Raw genomic sequence first — 15,854 nt, 5'->3', positions numbered from 1 at the left:
AGCACATCGGATGAGCGAGGCCACTTCCAGCATCTTCGAAGAATCCAAGCACGTTGTCGTGCTTCGGCGGCTTCGCTTGATCAAACCCGAGCACCGCGCCCAGGCCTTCCGGCGTGTGTTCATCGCCGTTGCGCTCGCCTGGCTGCCGCTTGCTCTACTGAGCACGATGCAGTCCCTCACGTCCGGACATAGGGAGCTGCTACACGCTTTCTTCGTCGACATTGCGGTGCATGCGCGCTACGTGCTGGCCGTGCCCATTCTGATCCTGTCGGAGTACATCATTCTTCCTCGCCTGGATCTGACTGCGCGTCACTTTCTCGTCTCTAAGATCATTGACGCATCCGATCGGGAACGGTTCGACGACGCTGTGGCGTCGACACGCCGCCTCAGCCTTGGTATCTGGCCCTCCGCAGGGATGACCCTATTGGTCTATGCGTTCGTCATCATCATCGCTTTCACGATCCATGCCGGCCTGCTCCCTGCGTGGCATTACGCTGCGGACGCAACGCATCTGTCACTTGCCGGCTGGTGGCACCTACTGATCAGCCTCCCGCTGCTTCTCGGCCTGTTACTCAGCTGGGTGTGGCGTGTCGGTGTGTGGACACGCTTTCTGCATCAGGTCTCGCGGATGAACCTTCATTTGATCTCGTCCCACCCAGACAAAGCAGCAGGGCTGCAGTTCGTCGCTTTCTCACCAAGGATGTTCATGTCGCTGGCCCTGACCATCGGCATCATCACGGCAGGAACCTTTGCGAACGAGGTATTCCATCTCGGTCTCAATCCCCTGGATCATCCCGCCGTCCCTATTGCCACCACCATCGTGGTGGTCGCCATCTTCATCAGTCCGCCCCTTGTCTTTGGGCGCTCGTTGCTCATGACCTGGCGACGCGGCGTTTTCGAGTACGGCGCCCTGGCTAGTCGACTTGGCACCCAGTTCGAGGACAAGTGGCTGGGACCCGAAAGCAAAGTGGACCAGGAGTCACTCGAAAAACCCGATTTCTCGTCGACAACCGACTTGTACAGCGTGACGGCGAACGTCTACGCCATGCGTCCGGTGCTGTTCGACCCGCGCGCGGCCATTTCGCTCGCGTTGGTCACGCTGCTACCTTTCGCGCCCATCTGGTTGTCGGTCATACCCGCCAAGGTCATTCTTAGCCAGCTGTTGAAGCTGGTGATCTGAATGACGCCTCAGGCCGGCTCCATATAGCGCAGTAGTAGACGCGCGCTCTCGCGCCCCTGCCAGTCGTTGATGACAAGTTCATAGGCAGCGCGCAGGACCACTGGCGGCGGAGTGCCTTCATACGCGTTGAACATCACGGCATCGTGCACGGAGCCATCGCGCGGGTCGCGCAAGCTCAGGCGCAGATGCCGTTCGCCCATTAGGCGCCAGCTGGCACACTCGAACAGGTTGTCGAATACCGGTTCTGGAAAGGCTTGTCCCCAGGGCCCTGCCGCACGCAGCTCGCGCGCGAGCTCCAGCGTCGCGGCACCCGGCGGCAGTTCGCCATCCGTGTGTTGCACGGCCTGCAGGTGATCCTCGTCCAGCCACTCTCGAGCAATAGCGTCGAAGGCCTCCGCGAAACGCGGATAGTCCTCGGCACGCAAGCTGAGCCCAGCGGCCATGGCGTGACCGCCGAAACGCGGAATAAGGCCCGGATGGCGCGCATCGATCATCACTAGCGCATCGCGGATGTGGAACCCAGGAATGGATCGCCCGGAGCCGCGCAGTTCATCTGGCAGGTCTTCGCTGGCCGGTGCAAAAGCAATCACCGGGCGATGCAGTCGCTCTTTCAGCTTCGATGCCACCAGCCCCACCACGCCTGCATGCCAGCTGGGTTCGAACAAGGCCACGCCGACCGCGTCGATATCGGCCGCACGCGACACCATGACCTCGGCTTCGGCAACCATGGCCGCCTGCAGTTCGCGTCGCTCCTGGTTGATCGAACTGAGCAGGTCCGCGTAACGACGCGCCTGCACGGGGTCATCCGTCAGCAGGCATTCCACGCCGATGCGCATGTCTTCAAGTCGACCAGCAGCGTTCAAACGCGGACCGATCGCAAAGCCAAGATCGCTCGCACACAGGGTTGCCGCGCTACGCTGACTGGCTTCCACCAACGCCATGACGCCAGCGTGGCCTCGCCCACTGCGCACCCGCCGCATACCCGCCTCGACCAGTACGCGATTATTGAAATCGAGCGGAACCAGGTCCGCGACCGTACCCACCGCCACCAAGTCGAGCAATACGGAAAGATCAGGCTCGCTGCCAGGCGCGAAAGCTCCCTGCTCGCGCAACGACGCACGCAACGCCAGCAGCAAATAAAACATCACCCCTACGCCGGCCAATGCCTTACTTGGGAAGCTATCGCCACTCAGGTTGGGATTCACCATCGCATCGGCAGCAGGCAGCTGTTCGCCCGGAAGATGGTGATCCGTAACGATGACGCGGATGCCGCGCGACTGCGCGGCGGCCACTCCGGCGACGCTCGCCACGCCGTTGTCCACGGTGATGATCAATTGCGGTGTCGGCTGCAACGAATCCACCAGCGCAGGGCTGAGTCCATAGCCGTGAATGAAGCGATTCGGCACAGCGTAGTCAACGCGACGCGCACCCAGCATGCGCAGCCCACGCACGGCAACCGCGGTACCGGTTGCGCCATCACAGTCGTAGTCACCGGCAATCAGGATGGTCCAATCGTCGCTGATCGCTTCCGACAAAAGCGCGACCGCTTTGTTGAGTCCACCTAACTGCTGCGGCGATAACAGGCGCGCAAGACGGTACTCAGCGTCGCTCGGCGACAGCACGCCACGCGCTGCGAAAACCTGCTGAAGGACTGGATGGACGTCCGAACCCCAACCCGAAGGCGCGCCCAATGCCTCGCGCCGCCGAAGACTTATCTTTTTCACGGACCGCTCCTTCGCCAGAAGCGAAGCCGGTGCCATGGACGATGGACCCAGCGCTCGCCGCTAGCAAAGCTGAGCTGCAGCGCATGTTTTTGGGCCAGGGCGAGAAGATCGTCGGTCCATTGTGCTGCGATGTCGTCTACCGGTAAATCCTGCAGGTCGATGAGCGTCCCTGGCATAGCAGTGGACACGGCTTCCTTCGTCCGCGGCGCACATGAAACGCGCGCCTGTTTCGCCAGTGCGGCCAGTAATAGGTCATCGCCAACGACATGCGCCAGGGCGGTATGCACGGAAGCCGGCAGAACACCGCCGCCCCACAGCCACAGATGATTGACCGGTGGCAGGCCTAGACGGCGTCGCTCTTCGTTGAGGGGGTGCTGATGCAGAATCACCTGGACTTCATTGAGCAGAATGCGCCAAGAGCGCCCCTTCTCGCCTTGTGGCAGGTGGTAGTACAGATCCTCGCCCAGTGCCTGCTCCGGCGCGGCGAAATCGGGAATCTGCGCATCGACGGCCAACTGCACATGCCAGTGATCGGGTGACGACACCCGGAGCGTCATGCCGACTTCCTCAAACAACGGCATCAGCGACCCTGCAAGCGCCTTGGCGTCGTCTTCGGACAATTGCATCTGGCCGCAGGCCAGTAGACGTGCCCCGTTGAGATCCGGTTGTACCCAGGCAGGATCGGCGCACAGCCAAGAATCGGTTCCCGCGTCGCCCACGATCAACTCTCGCGTCAACGATCCCGCTGGCAGCGAGCCGCCCAGACCAAAGCGAGATGCAAGACCATCCATGTAGCCTCGCGCGCCAACGTCCAGTGGGTCAGCCTTGCGCAACAGCGCTCGCAGCGGATGATCGGGCGCAAAGCGGGCGAGGTCCGGCAGCCAGATATCGATCACTTGGCGAGCCGGGTCGTCCATGCGGTCGCTCATGCCTCCAACTGTTCGTAGAGCTCGAGCCATTCGGCTTCGAGGGTTTCCTTCTCGCGGCGAAGCTCGGTCTGCTTCTGACTCAACCGCATCATGTCGGCAGTGGGGCCGTTGTACGTCGTCGGATCAGCCAGCTTGGCCTCGAGTGTAGTCAGCTCGCCTTCTAGCGTGGCAATACGGGTCTCGAGCTTCTTCACACGCTGGCGCGCGACCTTCTCATTTTCGCGCTGCGCGGCGACGTCACGCCGACGCTCTTCAGGCAACTCGGCGCGCGGCACCGGCTTCCCGGCATCCTTGTCCTTACCCTTGTTCTTCTTTGCAGCCGCACCACGGCTACGTAGCCAGCGCGCGTAATCGTCGAGATCACCATCAAACGACTCCACCACGCCGTCGGCCACGCGCCAGAAACTGTCGCAGACCAGGCCAAGCAGGTGGCGATCATGCGAAACCAGCACCAGAGCGCCGTCGAATTCGGCGAGCGCATCGGCCAGCGCTTCGCGCATGTCCAGGTCGAGATGGTTGGTCGGTTCGTCGAGCAGCAGGAGATTCGGCTTGTCCCAGGCAATCAATGCCAGCGCGAGACGCGCGCGCTCACCGCCGGAGAAACCATCAACCGATTCAAATGCGCGGTCACCGGCGAAATTCCACGAGCCCAGGAAGTCGCGCAAGGCCTGGGCGGCCACGCCGGGCGCCTTTTCCTGCAGATGGTCGAACGGCGAGGAACCTTCGTGCAGGCTTTCCACTGTGTGCTGGGCGAAATAGCCGATCTTCAGATCCTTGTGACCCTTGCGCTCGCCCGCGAGCGGCGTCAGTTCGCCGACCAGGGTCTTCACCAGGGTGGATTTGCCGGCGCCGTTGGGGCCGAGCAAGCCGATGCGTTCTCCCGCTTCCAGACGAAAACGCACGTCGCGCAAGATTCTCGTCGGCGCAACGCCATCGTCGCCGGGGTAGCCGGCATCGACGTCTTCGATCTGCACCATCGAATCGGGCAGGCGTGCGGGCACGGCAAACTGGAAATGGAACGGACGCTCCGCGCGCACCGCCTCGGTACCGGCCAGTTTTTCCAGTCGCTTCACGCGTGACTGCGCCTGCTTGGCCTTGCTTGCCTTCGCCTTGAAGCGATCCACAAACGATTGCAAATGCGCACGCTCGGCCTGTTCGCGCTCGTGCGCGATCTGCTGCTGGCGCAGCTGCTCGGCGCGCAGGCGTTCGAACGCGCTGTAATTGCCGGTATACAGCTTGCCGCTGCCATCGTTGAGGTGCAGCGTGTGGGTGATCACGCCATCGAGGAACTCGCGGTCATGCGAGATCACCAGCAAGGTGCCTTGGTAGCGGCGCAACCATTCTTCCAGCCAGAGCACAGCATCGAGATCGAGATGGTTGGTCGGCTCGTCGAGCAGCAGCAATTCGGATGGTGCCATCAGCGCACGCGCCAGGTTGAGGCGCACGCGCCAGCCGCCAGAGAACTCCTTCACAGGCGTCTCGTGTGTTTCCGGCGCAAAGCCCAGACCATGCAGCAGACGCCCCGCGCGTGCACGTGCGTCGTAGCCATTCAGCTCTTCAATGCGGTGATGGGCGCGCGCCATCGCTTCGGTATCGCCGCGCGCCTCTGCGTCGACTTCGTCGCGCAGCGCTTTGGCGAGCTCCTCGTCGCCCCCCATGACGTACTCGATGGCCGGGTCAGGCAGCGAGGGGGTTTCCTGTGCCACCGAGGCCAAGCGGATCTTGGCCGGCATGTCCAGGTCGCCGGCATCGGCTTCTACCTGCCCCTGCAACGCGGCGAACAGGCTGGACTTGCCACAACCGTTGCGCCCCACCACACCAAGCCGCCAGCCGGTCTGGATCACCAGGTCGATGTCGGAAAGCAGCAGCCGGCTGCCGCGGCGGAGAGCGAAATGGCGGAACGAAATCATGAGGGGCACTTAATCCGGACCGGGCGTTCTGTCGCCCGAAGCCGCCCATGATAACGGTCCGGACACCCCAATCCCCACCATGAATGCCCACGGCGTCGCAATCGCCACAGATTCGCGTGGATAAGCCCGGACAGTTCTGCTACAACGACGCCGCAACGCCTTGTGCGGAGAGGGGAACCGTGAACAAGTTCGGATTCAGCAAGTCCAGCATTAGCCTGTCCATTGTCCTGCTGGCCACCGCCGGTTTCGGCGTGCCATCTGCCGCACATGCGGAGAGTCTGCTCGTCAACCGCGTGCAGCAGGAACAGTCGATGGACCTGCCCTCTCGCGGCATGAGCATGGCGGAGGTCGAAAAGAAGTACGGCGCCCCGCAGCACAAGCTCACGCCACGTGGCGGAGACAGTGCCAAGCACCCGGTGATCAATCGTTGGGACTACTCGAATTTCATCGTGTATTTCGAGAAGAGTCACGTGATCCATGCCGTGCTCAACACACCGGCCGGCAACAACACTAATCCCGCTTCCGCCAACTGACCGGCAGATCAATCGTTTGAGCGCGGCTCGTGGAAACACGGGCCGCGTTGTCTTTTCCGTGCTGTCACGCAGCATCGTTTACACTCTGCGCCCTCCATCGTCCCTGCCCGAAACGCCCTGACCTACGCAGAGGCCCTCGGGCTGCCGCCCCGCAAGAGAACCGTTCACGATGACTGACCATAGCCTTCGCCTTCCGGCGGAATGGGAGCCGCAATCGGCCGTGCTGATCGCCTGGCCGCATGCGAACACCGACTGGGCCGACCGTCTGGCCGACGTAGAGACCACCTATGTGGCACTCGCCGCCGCCGTTACGCGCTTCCAGTCGCTGATCATCGTGGTGGGTGACAACACGCTGCGCCTACGTGTGCAAGCGTTGCTTACGGGTGAAGGCGTCGATCTCTCCAAGGTCCGCTTTGTCGAGCAACCGTACGACGATACCTGGCTGCGCGACTCCGGCCCGGTCACGCTGAAGGCCGAGGATGGCAGCTTCCAGCTCACCGACTTCCGCTTCACTGGCTGGGGTGGCAAGTTCGGCGCCGACCAGGACGACGCGCTGATCGCCGGACTCGTGCAGGAAGGCGTGTTCGGCAATGCATCGCACAAGCGCATCGACTGGGCTCTTGAAGGCGGCGGCATTGAGAGCGACGGCGCGGGTACCGTGCTGACCACCTGGCGTTGCCTGAGCCAGCGCCATCCCGAGCAGTCGCGCGAGCACATGACCGAGATCTTGAGCGACAGCCTGCATGCCAAGCGCGTGCTGTGGCTCGACTACGGCTACCTCGAAGGCGACGACACCGACGCCCACATCGACACGCTGGCGCGCTTCGCCCCGGGTGACCACATCGTGTATCAGGCCTGCGACGACGTCAGCGATCTGCACCATGACGAGCTCAAGCACATGGGCGAGGAACTCGCTGCGCTGCGCACGCCGGATGGCAAGCCCTACACGCTCTACCCGTTGCCCTGGGCCAAGCCAATCATCGACGAGGGGCGCCGCCTGGCTGCCTCCTATGCGAACTACCTGATCGTCAACGACGCCGTGCTGGTGCCCGCCTACGGCGACGTAGCCGACGACGAGGCCGCCCGCATCATCGGCGAGGCCCATCCGGGTCGCGAAGTGGTACAGGTGCCGTGCCGTCCGCTGATCTGGCAGAACGGTAGTCTGCACTGCATCACCATGCAGTTACCCGCCGGCATCGTCTGAGGCGCTGGGCCGGTGAAAACCGGTCCAGCCCGCTCCAACCATGAACCGCCAGCCGGTCCCGCATGGGGCCGGCTTCGTCGTATCCGTTAAACTGTGCAGCCTGCTCCCCCCGGCAGCCCTATCGAGACCCGCCGATGACCCGCAAGCCCCTCAAAGTCGCCCTGTTACAGGAAACCGACCGCGGTAGCCGCGATGCCAATCTCGACGCCATTGAGGCTGGCCTGCGGGAAGCCGCATCCAAGGGCGTGGAGCTGGTGCTGCTGCAAGAACTACACAACGGCCCATACTTCTGTCAGCGCGAGTCGGTCGACGAGTTCGATCTGGCCGAGACCATCCCGGGGCACAGTACGGCGCACATCGGCAAGCTGGCCGAGGAGCTGAAGCTGGTTGTGGTCGCATCGCTGTTCGAGAAACGCGCCACCGGGCTGTATCACAACACCGCCGTGGTGTTCGACCGCTCGGCCGCTATCGCCGGCAAGTACCGGAAGATGCACATCCCGGACGATCCGGCGTTCTATGAGAAGTTCTACTTCACACCGGGCGACCTGGGTTTCGACCCTATCGACACCTCGGTGGGTCGCCTCGGCGTGCTGGTGTGCTGGGACCAGTGGTATCCGGAAGCCGCCCGCCTGATGGCGCTGGCCGGCGCGGACCTGCTGCTCTATCCCACCGCCATCGGCTGGGATCCGCAGGACGATCAGGGTGAAAAGGATCGCCAGCGCGAGGCATGGGTCACCGTGCAGCGCGGCCACGCCGTGGCCAACGGCCTGCCGCTGCTGTCATGCAACCGCACGGGCTTCGAAGCCGACAAAGCCGGCGTCACCAACGGCATCCAGTTCTGGGGCACCAGCTTCGTGGCCGGGCCGCAGGGCGAATTCCTGGCTCAGGCCAGCACGGACCAGCGCGAACTGCTGATCGTGGACGTGGACATGGCGCGCAGCGAGCATGTGCGCCGCATCTGGCCGTTCCTACGCGATCGTCGCATCGACGCCTACAGCGATCTGCTCAAGCGCTTCCGCGACTGAACAACCGCACCGGCGCGGCTTGGATCGCGCCAGCACCATCCCCATGCCGTCTTTAGCCTAAACCACACCGACACCACGCATGAGCCAGACCGATATCGCCGATTCCCTGCCGCCGGTGTTGCACGACCAGCCTATTGAGCGTGTAACGCGAGACGGCGTGGAGTACGTGGTGCTTGGCACCGCCCACGTATCACGCACCAGTGTCGAAGCGGTGGAAGCACTGCTCGCGCATGAGAGCTTCGACGCGATCGCGGTGGAACTGTGCGACAGCCGCGCGCAGGGCATGCGCGATCCGGAAGCGTTCAAGCAGATGGATCTGTTCCAGGTGATCCGCCAGGGCAAGGCAGGCATGGTAGCCGCCAGTCTGGTGCTGTCTTCGTTCCAGAAGCGGCTTGCCGAGCAGTACGGCATCGAGCCCGGAGCAGAGATGAAAGCCGGCATGGACGGCGCCGACCAGCGCGGGCTTCCCCTTTGGCTGGTGGATCGCGAGGTGGGCACCACATTGCGCCGCGCGTGGCACAGCGTGGGGTTCTGGCAGCGCTTCGGCCTCATGGGCGGCTTGATCGCCAGCGTGTTCGAACGCCAGGACATCGAAGAGTCCGAGATCGAGAAGCTCAAGCAAGGCGACATGCTGGAAAGCGCTTTCAGCGAGTTCGCCACCAACTCAGCCCCGCTCTATCGCGCGCTGATTGCCGAACGTGACGCCTACATGGCGGCTCGCTTACGCGAGCAGGCCAGCCAGGCGGGCTTCGGTGAAGGTCGCCGTGTGCTGGTAGTGATCGGCGCAGGACACCTCAAAGGCCTGTGTGAGCAGTTGCGCACGCAGCAAGGTGATCCTACGGCGGAAGCCGCCACGTTGGCCGCCGCACCGCCGAAAGCACGCTGGCCCAAGTGGGTCGCGATTGGCTTGGTACTGGCAGTGTTCGTCGCCATCGGCTTCGCCTTCCATCGCAACGCGGCGCTGGGTACCGCGGCGCTGCGCGACTGGGTTCTCTACACGGGCGGTTTCTCAGCCATCGGCGCCATCATCGCCGGCGCGCATCCATTGAGCATCATCGCTGCATTCATTGCCGGCCCCATCAAGCCGTTCCGCCCAGGCATTCCGTCGGGCGGCATCAGTGCCATGGTGGAAGCCTGGGTACGTCGCCCGCGAGTCGCCGACTTCGAAGCACTACGCGACGACATCGGCGACTGGCGCGGTTGGTGGCGCAATCGCGTCGCCCGCACGCTGCTCAACTTCTTTCTCGTGTGCTTGGGCACGATCATCGGCGAGTACACCGCCGGAATTCATATCTTCAAGAGTTTGTTCTGAGGCGTGTTCGCTTCTGGCTCCTACCATCAACCGCACCGTACCGAACTTTCAGGCCGTCATTCCTGCCTTCGCAGGAATGACGGCACAAATCAGCGCGACCGCAACGACTGATCCAGCACGTCCAGCAACTCTTCGTTGCGGTCCAAACTCTGCTCCCAGTACATCGCGCCCCCCAGGCCCTTTGCCTTGATGAAGGCCGCCTTGGCGCGCAGCGACTCGGGATCTTCGTAGCTGATGAACGTGCGCGTCTGCCCATTCCACAGGTAGGGAGCCTGGGCTTTCGCATCCCAGTGCCGCACGAAGCCGTTCTTGTCGATGAAATTGCTCACTAGGTCGTGCCAGGCCGGTGCATCCACGAACTTGGCGTACTTCTGCTGCAAGCCATCATGCGCAGAATCCACTCCAGTGAACTCGCGCCCGTAGAACGCTACGCCCAGATTGAGCTTCTTCGCCGACACGCCCGCCGCAAGGAACTGCGCTACTGCCTTGTCGCCAGCGCGGTCATCGGCGGGTGCGACATCAGACAGATGCAGCCCGGCGTGATGCCCCGTGGTTGGCGTCAAACCATTGTGGAAGTCATAAGTCATCAGGTTGAACCAGTCGAGCGAATGCGAGACGCGCTCCAGCTCGATACCCGCGACAAACTCGCTATCCGCAGCGGCGATGGTCAACAAATAATGGCGACCACCATGGGTGGCGCCCACCTTGTCGAGTCGCGTACGCAATGTCTCGAGCAAAAGGCTGAAGTTACGCTTGTCCTCGGGACGGTGGCTGATGCCGGGACCCGGCAAGGTCGGATATTCCCAGTCGAGATCTACGCCATCCACGTCATACTTTTCGACAAACGCCGCTACGCTATCAGCCATGCGTTGGCGCGTGCCCTTCGTGAGCGCGACATCGGAGAAATGGTCTGCACCCCAGCCACCAATGGACACGATGATCTTCAGGCCCGCATTGAGCTTGCGCAGCCCAGTGAGGGTCACAAGCGTCTGACTGGCTACCGGGCTGGGAAACAGCACCGCGCCCGTGGGATCGAGCTTGGCAAACGCGTAATTGATCACGTCAAGCTTGTCAGCGCTCACGTGAGGCAACGGGCTGGCGTCCGTCACATAGCCGACGATGCGGTAATCTGCCGCAGGGGGCGACGCCTCTGCGGAACCGGCGTGCCACGCACCGCCAAAGATGAGTACCGCGCACAGCGCTGCCTTCAGAAGACGTCGATTTCCGGCTTTCCCAAGCGTTTTTTCCATGCCCTTCCCCTGCGTTCGTTATCGCGCGTTAGCGCTCCCCGTACACGCCCGCTCAACCTCGCAAACACTTTGCACTGATGGAAATCAGTGAGTTGCGGCATGTTGTCCGTTCGTGAATGCTCCGACTATACTGCCGTGACATTCACCATGTACCAGCCGGAATCGTGGGGACGATCCTGATGACTCGAGTGCAAATGCTTGGCCTGACCGTGGCCGCAGCTCTCTTCGCCACTGCCAGCGTGCATGCCGAGGGGGACAAAGCTGCCGGACGCAAATTGATCTACACGTGCAATGGCTGCCATGGAGTACCGGGTTACGCCAACGCTTATCCGAATTACCCCGTGCCGCGCATCGTCGGCCAGAACGAGCAGTACATCGTCAGCGCGCTGCACGAGTACAAGGCAGGTGAGCGCAAGCATCCAACGATGATGGCCCAGGCGCAGAGTCTGTCCGACCAGGACATTCAAGACATCGCCGCCTATCTCTCCAGCCTCGCCAAGTAAGCCAAGGACCCGACCCGCATGAAACGTGCACTGACCCTGCTTTCATTCGGCGCCGTCCTGGCGTTCGCTTCCACCCAGCTACTGGCATCGGGCAGCATCGAGAACGGCAAACAGAAGGCCGCCACCTGTTTCGCCTGCCACGGCACCGATGGCAACGGGATCGATCCGCAGTACCCGCGTCTGGCTGGCCAGTACAATATGTACATCCAGCAAGCGCTCAATGAGTACAAGAGCGGTCAACGCGACAACGCCATCATGAAGGGTTTCGTCGCACAGCTGTCTGACCAGGATATCCAGGACGTCGCTGCGTACTTCTCCAGCCTGCCGACCAAGCTCAACACCTTGCAAGGTCACATCCAGGGCGACAAGTAGGCGTCACCGAAAGAAACAAAAAGGCCCGCGACATGCGGGCCTTTTCTTTTGGACGTCCAAACGATGAGGGATCAACCCAGCGCGGACTGCCCTTCCTTCTTGCTGTAATACGGGTTGCTGCCGCCGCTGTGGTCAGTGGCATCGCGCACTGCCGTGATTTCCGGCACCCGCTCACGCAGGGTCTTTTCCACGCCATGCTTGAGCGTGACGTCGACCATGCCGCAGCCGTGACAACCGCCACCGAACTGCAGGATGACCACGCCATCGGCATCCACTTCGAGCAGGCTCACGCGACCGCCGTGCGAGGCGATCTTCGGATTCACCTCGGCCTCCAGCACGTAACGCACACGCTCGATCAGGCCAGCCCCCCTCGCCAGGAATCTCACCTTTGATGCGCGGCGCGCGGATATTGAGCTGGCCGCCGGTGGCATTCGGCTCGAAATCAATGCTGGCCCCTTCCAGCCACGGCGCGCTGTCGCCATCGACATTGAAGTCAAAACCGTCGCAAACAACGGTCCACTCCTGCCCGCTCAGCTCGTCCGGCTCGGCAAACTCCAGCTCGCAATTTGCGGCAGCCGTGCCGGGGAAGGTCACGCGCAGCCGGATGCTCAGCCCCTCAACGCCCTGCTGGGAGAGCAGACGTAGGAAGTGCTTCTGCGCGCGTTCTGAAATATCGATCATGTCTACTCTCGCTGAAACTCCGGCATGGCCGGCAATACAGCACCATTTTAGTCCTATTTTGCCTCGACTGCCTGGCTTTGACTTTTCCTCGCCAAGCTTCGACGCTTCGCACCTTTCACTTGCTACGGACGTTTCGCCATGAACCTCAGCCAACTCGCCAGCCAGCACTGCACGCCGCGCAAGGGCAAGGAACACGCGCTCGACGCCGCCAAGCTCAAGGAGCTGCTCGGCGTGTTGCCGGGCTGGAAGGTCACCGACGACGGCAAAGCCATCGTCAAGGACTTCAAGTTTCCCGACTTCCACCGCACGCTCGGCTTCATCAATGCGGTTGGCTTCATGGCCAATCAAGAGGACCACCACCCCGACCTGGAAGCCGGCTATGGCCATTGCCAGATCCTGTGGTCGACGCACGACGTCGGCGGCCTGTCGATGAACGACATCATCTGCGCCGCACGCGTGGACGCCTTGCTCGAACGTTGAGCGCGCCGCGCACTACGCCCCGCCTGCTGCCCGCCGCAGGTTTCCTCGCGGCGGTCGCTGTCATGCTCTGGTGCCTGGCGGCACTGTCCGGCTGGATCACGCGTGGCCAGTTGCTCCATGAGGCGAGCAGCAAGGTGTCCCTGCTCCGCAGCGGCGCGCCACTCTGGCAATGGACGCTGCACCAGCCTTCCGACCTGGTGGCCGGCCGTGTGTTCGGATCGGCGGACCTCACTGCAACAACCGACGAGCTGACGATCGTCAGCCGCGACGGTACGCCGTTCGAAATGGGCCTGCCGCTGGCGGGTCCGGTCGATTTGGCCCATTGGCCCTTGCTGCGCCTCGCCATGCAAAGCGATCACGGCGGGGTGGTAGATCTGATCTACCAGCCGCTGGAATCGGCAGAGCCGTGCTCAGCCCATCACGCAGCAACGGTGTCGAGGGACAAGACGCAACTCGCCATCGACCTGCGCGACCTGGCGTGGCGGTCCACTGACGGGCGCACTTGCCGGCCCCCTGGCGTGGTCGCCTATATGTTGCGGCTGAGGGTGACGCTGCCTGCCGGTGCCATGCTGACCGTTCACTCGGCCGCCTTGGCCTCAACCGAATCAACTTCGCTTCCTGCTGTCATCGATCGACAGATCGCCGACATCCACCTGTCAGGAGCGGAAGCCGCCGACGCGTGGATGCCCCAACCAGACGCCCTCGCCCGCTACCGAACCCCGATAGTGCGCCTGCCAGAAAATGCGTCGGCTGAAGCCATGCTGTTGCTGCGAGATCGCATCCGGCAGTACTGGCCCGCGGCGATCATCCTCCCCTTCGGCCAGCCCTTGTCCGCGGAAGCGTCCTCCCACATGCCCACCTGGCTCGATGCAGGCGTGTGCTGTCTCTATCTGGGGTGGCTGATCTGGCTGGCGATGCGGCAACGCCCGGGCGTGATCCGCCCATGGACGGAAATCGCGGCTATTGCCACAGGCCCGTTTTGGCTAATCGCTGGGCTGCACTGGGGACCAGAACCATCCCTTCCGAGCATCGCTGCCTTTCTCGGTGCGCTCATCTATGGCGGTCAGAGCGAATGGCGTCGTCGACCGGTCGAATGGAGTTGGTGGGGGCGACGCTGGTCCGACTGGCTCTACCCGCTTGTTCCGTTACCCGTCGCAGCCGCGCTGACATGGGCCGACGGTCATCACCTGATCCACTTGGACGGCCGGCACATTCTGGCCTACATCGGATGGGCGCTGGTGCAGCAGTGGGCCGTGCTTGCTCTCGTGATGGGACGACTGGAACGCACCGGACTTCCCCGGACCACCGTCATCCTCGTCACCGCCAGCCTGTTCGGCCTGCTTCACACTCCCAACGGTTCACTCATGCAGCTGTGCGCCTTGGCCGAACTGTGGTGGGCATGGAGCTTCATGCGCTCACCGCGGTTGATCCCCATTGCCCTCGCCCATGCCGCCAGCGCGCTGCTGGTGGAAAGCGGCCTGACCGGCCACTTGTTGCGCTCACTCGAGGTCAGCGCGCGCTTTTTCCTGTAGCTGCTCCCACAAGCGCCTGACCTTTCTGCTTTTTGCGGCGAAATTGTCGAGGAACTCCTTCAAATCGTCAGGCAGCGGCGCAGAAAAGCTGTAAGAACGTCCATCCAGCTCGAAACTCATGTGCGACGCGTGCAGGAACAGGCGATTCAGTCCCAACTCCTTGAACGCCTTGTTCATTTCCTTATTGCCGTACTTGGGGTCGCCGGCCAGCGGGTGACCTATATGGGCAGCGTGGACACGAATCTGATGCGTGCGGCCGGTTCCCAATGTGGCCTGCATCAGGCGTGCGCCGGGGTATTGCTCCATTTCCTGGAAGAAAGTGAGCGACGGCTTGCCGTTGTCAGACACACGGACCATGCGCTCACCGCCCTGGAGCACCGACTTGAGCAGCGGCGCGTTGACGCTGAACTTGGCCTTGCCCGGGTGTCCGTCCATCAGGCAGAGGTATTGCTTGGTGACTGAGCCGTCACGGATGGCCGCCTGCAGACCGGTCAACCCGGCGCGAGTCTTGGCGAACACCAACACACCACTGGTATCGCGGTCCAGACGATGGACCAACTCCAGGTGTTCATTCGGGCGGGCTGCCCGAAGCAGCTCGATGGCTCCGTGACTCACCCCGCTACCGCCATGGCTGGCAATACCGGTCGGCTTGTCGATGGCCAGGAAATGCTTGTCTTCGAAAATGATCGACTCAGTAATGGCTGAGACCATACTGGCCGACGGGCCCTTCCCGACCACCTTCTCGGCTGTCCGTACGGGGGGGAATTCGCAGCATGTCACCCGCCACGAGACGGGTTTCCGGCTTCGCACGCTTGCCGTTCACACGCACCTGCCCGGTACGCAGGATGCGGTAAATCATGCTCTTCGGTACCCCTTTGAGCAGGGTCATCAGCGCGTTGTCGATACGCTGACCGTCCCGTTCCGGGCCAATCTCGACTTGACGCACACCGTGAGGTACGTCGGGGGAAGTTACCGTCTGCATTGAAAAAAACCTGACGAAATAGGATACTCGGCCGGCGTTTGATCCCGCCCTACCGAAGTTCGGATGGAGTCGGGATGCCCATCCCGTGACGTCGGCGAGGATAGCGCCGGTCGCCTTTATGGCAGCCGGTTGCTGCTCCCTTACATCGTAACGGTTTGGGTTGTCGTTTGTCCGGTTCCCGAAGGGCTCCGGAGAGCGATCGGCGCATTGCCAAGAATCATCCCGGCACCGAGAACG

General features: G+C 62.6%; 13 protein-coding genes and 2 pseudogenes. 9 read left to right on the top strand and 6 right to left on the bottom strand.

The genetic code is table 11. The features are described from left to right. Window positions 1–10 precede the first annotated feature (10 nt). Window positions 11–1,180, top strand: a complete 1,170-nt coding sequence (locus DYST_RS01155) for a hypothetical protein (RefSeq protein WP_239949443.1) — start codon at window positions 11–13, stop codon at window positions 1,178–1,180. Between the two features lie 8 nt (window positions 1,181–1,188). Here the strand turns inward: DYST_RS01155 and recJ are convergent, their stop codons facing one another. The 3 genes from recJ to DYST_RS01140 are packed head-to-tail and all read right to left on the bottom strand — an operon-like array spanning window position 1,189 to window position 5,743. Continuing rightward, window positions 1,189–2,940 carry a single-stranded-DNA-specific exonuclease RecJ gene (gene recJ / locus DYST_RS01150; RefSeq protein ID WP_239949441.1) on the bottom strand — a complete coding sequence of 584 codons (1,752 nt, stop codon included), beginning with the start codon at window positions 2,938–2,940 and terminating at the stop codon, window positions 1,189–1,191. After that, window positions 2,901–3,833 (bottom strand): phosphoglycerate mutase, encoded by a 933-nt coding sequence (locus tag DYST_RS01145; protein WP_239949439.1) that lies wholly within the window; start codon window positions 3,831–3,833, stop codon window positions 2,901–2,903. The genes recJ and DYST_RS01145 overlap by 40 nt, the downstream gene beginning before the upstream one ends. Next, a complete protein-coding gene (locus tag DYST_RS01140) occupies window positions 3,830–5,743 on the bottom strand; it encodes an ABC-F family ATP-binding cassette domain-containing protein (RefSeq protein WP_239949437.1) in 1,914 nt (637 codons plus the stop codon). The genes DYST_RS01145 and DYST_RS01140 overlap by 4 nt, the downstream gene beginning before the upstream one ends. Window positions 5,744–5,922: 179 nt before the next feature. On the opposite strand from DYST_RS01140, the gene DYST_RS01135 reads away from it, so the two are divergent. The 4 genes from DYST_RS01135 to DYST_RS01120 all read left to right on the top strand — a co-directional run bounded on the left by DYST_RS01135 (window position 5,923) and on the right by DYST_RS01120 (window position 9,817). Further along, complete coding sequence (locus DYST_RS01135) at window positions 5,923–6,276, top strand: hypothetical protein (protein WP_428993947.1); 354 nt, start codon at window positions 5,923–5,925, stop codon at window positions 6,274–6,276. A gap of 169 nt (window positions 6,277–6,445) precedes the next feature. Further along, entirely contained in the window at window positions 6,446–7,480 is a 1,035-nt protein-coding gene (locus DYST_RS01130) for an agmatine deiminase family protein (RefSeq protein WP_239949435.1), read from the top strand. Window positions 7,481–7,614: 134 nt separating this feature from the next. Next, window positions 7,615–8,505: a carbon-nitrogen hydrolase gene (locus DYST_RS01125; protein WP_239949433.1), complete on the top strand. Its 891-nt coding sequence runs from the start codon at window positions 7,615–7,617 to the stop codon at window positions 8,503–8,505. Between the two features lie 79 nt (window positions 8,506–8,584). Beyond that, window positions 8,585–9,817, top strand: coding sequence for a TraB/GumN family protein (locus DYST_RS01120; RefSeq protein WP_102304917.1), 1,233 nt, complete (start codon window positions 8,585–8,587; stop codon window positions 9,815–9,817). 89 nt (window positions 9,818–9,906) lie between these two features. Here the strand turns inward: DYST_RS01120 and DYST_RS01115 are convergent, their stop codons facing one another. Further along, window positions 9,907–11,067, bottom strand: a complete 1,161-nt coding sequence (locus DYST_RS01115) for a glycoside hydrolase family 18 protein (protein WP_239949431.1) — start codon at window positions 11,065–11,067, stop codon at window positions 9,907–9,909. Between the two features lie 179 nt (window positions 11,068–11,246). On the opposite strand from DYST_RS01115, the gene DYST_RS01110 reads away from it, so the two are divergent. After that, window positions 11,247–11,570, top strand: a complete 324-nt coding sequence (locus tag DYST_RS01110) for a c-type cytochrome (RefSeq protein ID WP_102304919.1) — start codon at window positions 11,247–11,249, stop codon at window positions 11,568–11,570. 18 nt (window positions 11,571–11,588) lie between these two features. Beyond that, window positions 11,589–11,942 (top strand): c-type cytochrome, encoded by a 354-nt coding sequence (locus tag DYST_RS01105; protein WP_239949429.1) that lies wholly within the window; start codon window positions 11,589–11,591, stop codon window positions 11,940–11,942. Between the two features lie 71 nt (window positions 11,943–12,013). Here DYST_RS01105 and DYST_RS01100 read toward each other — a convergent pair. Continuing rightward, window positions 12,014–12,623 (bottom strand): annotated as a pseudogene (locus tag DYST_RS01100) (NfuA family Fe-S biogenesis protein). Window positions 12,624–12,761: 138 nt separating this feature from the next. On the opposite strand from DYST_RS01100, the gene DYST_RS01095 reads away from it, so the two are divergent. Both DYST_RS01095 and DYST_RS01090 read left to right on the top strand, forming a co-directional pair. Then, window positions 12,762–13,103: a 4a-hydroxytetrahydrobiopterin dehydratase gene (locus DYST_RS01095; protein WP_239949427.1), complete on the top strand. Its 342-nt coding sequence runs from the start codon at window positions 12,762–12,764 to the stop codon at window positions 13,101–13,103. A 134-nt stretch (window positions 13,104–13,237) separates the two neighbouring features. After that, window positions 13,238–14,635, top strand: coding sequence for a CPBP family glutamic-type intramembrane protease (locus DYST_RS01090; RefSeq protein WP_239949425.1), 1,398 nt, complete (start codon window positions 13,238–13,240; stop codon window positions 14,633–14,635). Here DYST_RS01090 and DYST_RS01085 read toward each other — a convergent pair. Beyond that, window positions 14,603–15,524 (bottom strand): annotated as a pseudogene (locus tag DYST_RS01085) (RluA family pseudouridine synthase). The gene DYST_RS01090 and the pseudogene DYST_RS01085 sit on opposite strands and share 33 nt — an antisense overlap. Between the last annotated feature and the right edge of the window lie 330 nt (window positions 15,525–15,854).

The sequence above is a fragment of the Dyella terrae genome (assembly GCF_022394535.1).
In the GTDB taxonomy this organism is placed as follows: domain Bacteria; phylum Pseudomonadota; class Gammaproteobacteria; order Xanthomonadales; family Rhodanobacteraceae; genus Dyella.
This window is presented reverse-complemented; position numbering and strand designations above follow the sequence as displayed.

What these genes read in the sequence shown, in the direction of transcription:
- DYST_RS01155 (WP_239949443.1), top strand. Translation starts at nt 11, where the DNA reads ATGAGCGAGGCCACTTCCAGCATCTTCGAAGAATCCAAGCACGTTGTC.
- recJ (WP_239949441.1), bottom strand. Translation starts at nt 2,940, where the DNA reads ATGGCACCGGCTTCGCTTCTGGCGAAGGAGCGGTCCGTGAAAAAGATA.
- DYST_RS01145 (WP_239949439.1), bottom strand. Translation starts at nt 3,833, where the DNA reads ATGAGCGACCGCATGGACGACCCGGCTCGCCAAGTGATCGATATCTGG.
- DYST_RS01140 (WP_239949437.1), bottom strand. Translation starts at nt 5,743, where the DNA reads ATGATTTCGTTCCGCCATTTCGCTCTCCGCCGCGGCAGCCGGCTGCTG.
- DYST_RS01130 (WP_239949435.1), top strand. Translation starts at nt 6,446, where the DNA reads ATGACTGACCATAGCCTTCGCCTTCCGGCGGAATGGGAGCCGCAATCG.
- DYST_RS01125 (WP_239949433.1), top strand. Translation starts at nt 7,615, where the DNA reads ATGACCCGCAAGCCCCTCAAAGTCGCCCTGTTACAGGAAACCGACCGC.
- DYST_RS01120 (WP_102304917.1), top strand. Translation starts at nt 8,585, where the DNA reads ATGAGCCAGACCGATATCGCCGATTCCCTGCCGCCGGTGTTGCACGAC.
- DYST_RS01115 (WP_239949431.1), bottom strand. Translation starts at nt 11,067, where the DNA reads ATGGAAAAAACGCTTGGGAAAGCCGGAAATCGACGTCTTCTGAAGGCA.
- DYST_RS01110 (WP_102304919.1), top strand. Translation starts at nt 11,247, where the DNA reads ATGACTCGAGTGCAAATGCTTGGCCTGACCGTGGCCGCAGCTCTCTTC.
- DYST_RS01105 (WP_239949429.1), top strand. Translation starts at nt 11,589, where the DNA reads ATGAAACGTGCACTGACCCTGCTTTCATTCGGCGCCGTCCTGGCGTTC.
- DYST_RS01095 (WP_239949427.1), top strand. Translation starts at nt 12,762, where the DNA reads ATGAACCTCAGCCAACTCGCCAGCCAGCACTGCACGCCGCGCAAGGGC.